The 319-nt window shown below is 65.5% G+C and carries 1 protein-coding gene; it reads left to right on the top strand.

All coding sequences use genetic code 11. The annotated features are described in order from the left end of the window. Nucleotides 1-319 (top strand): cellulose biosynthesis cyclic di-GMP-binding regulatory protein BcsB (locus EN859_RS36550; protein WP_189502547.1); only part of this gene is annotated, 319 nt, incomplete at both ends.

The raw sequence follows: 319 nt of genomic DNA, 5'->3' as shown, positions 1-319 counted from the left end.
CGAATGTCATGGCCGCCTGCTGCAAAACGTGGTCGGCGCGGTGGATCCGAACTCGACCATCGACCTCTCGTCGTTCCCGCACTACATGGCGCTGCCCGATCTGGCGGCGTTCGCGAACAGCGGCTTTCCGTTCACGCGCATGGCCGATCTGTCGGAAACCGCGGCGATCCTGCCGCAGGACGCGGACTCGAGCGACTACAGCCTGTATCTGCTGACGATGGGCCGCATGGGCGCCTCGACCGGCTATCCGGTGGCGGGCGTGACCGTGGGCACGGCCGACGACGTCGACAAGTACGCCGACAAGGACCTGCTGATTTTC

This window comes from Mesorhizobium sp. M00.F.Ca.ET.216.01.1.1 (assembly GCF_004010325.2).
Taxonomy (GTDB): Bacteria; Pseudomonadota; Alphaproteobacteria; order Rhizobiales; family Rhizobiaceae; genus Mesorhizobium.
This window is presented reverse-complemented; position numbering and strand designations above follow the sequence as displayed.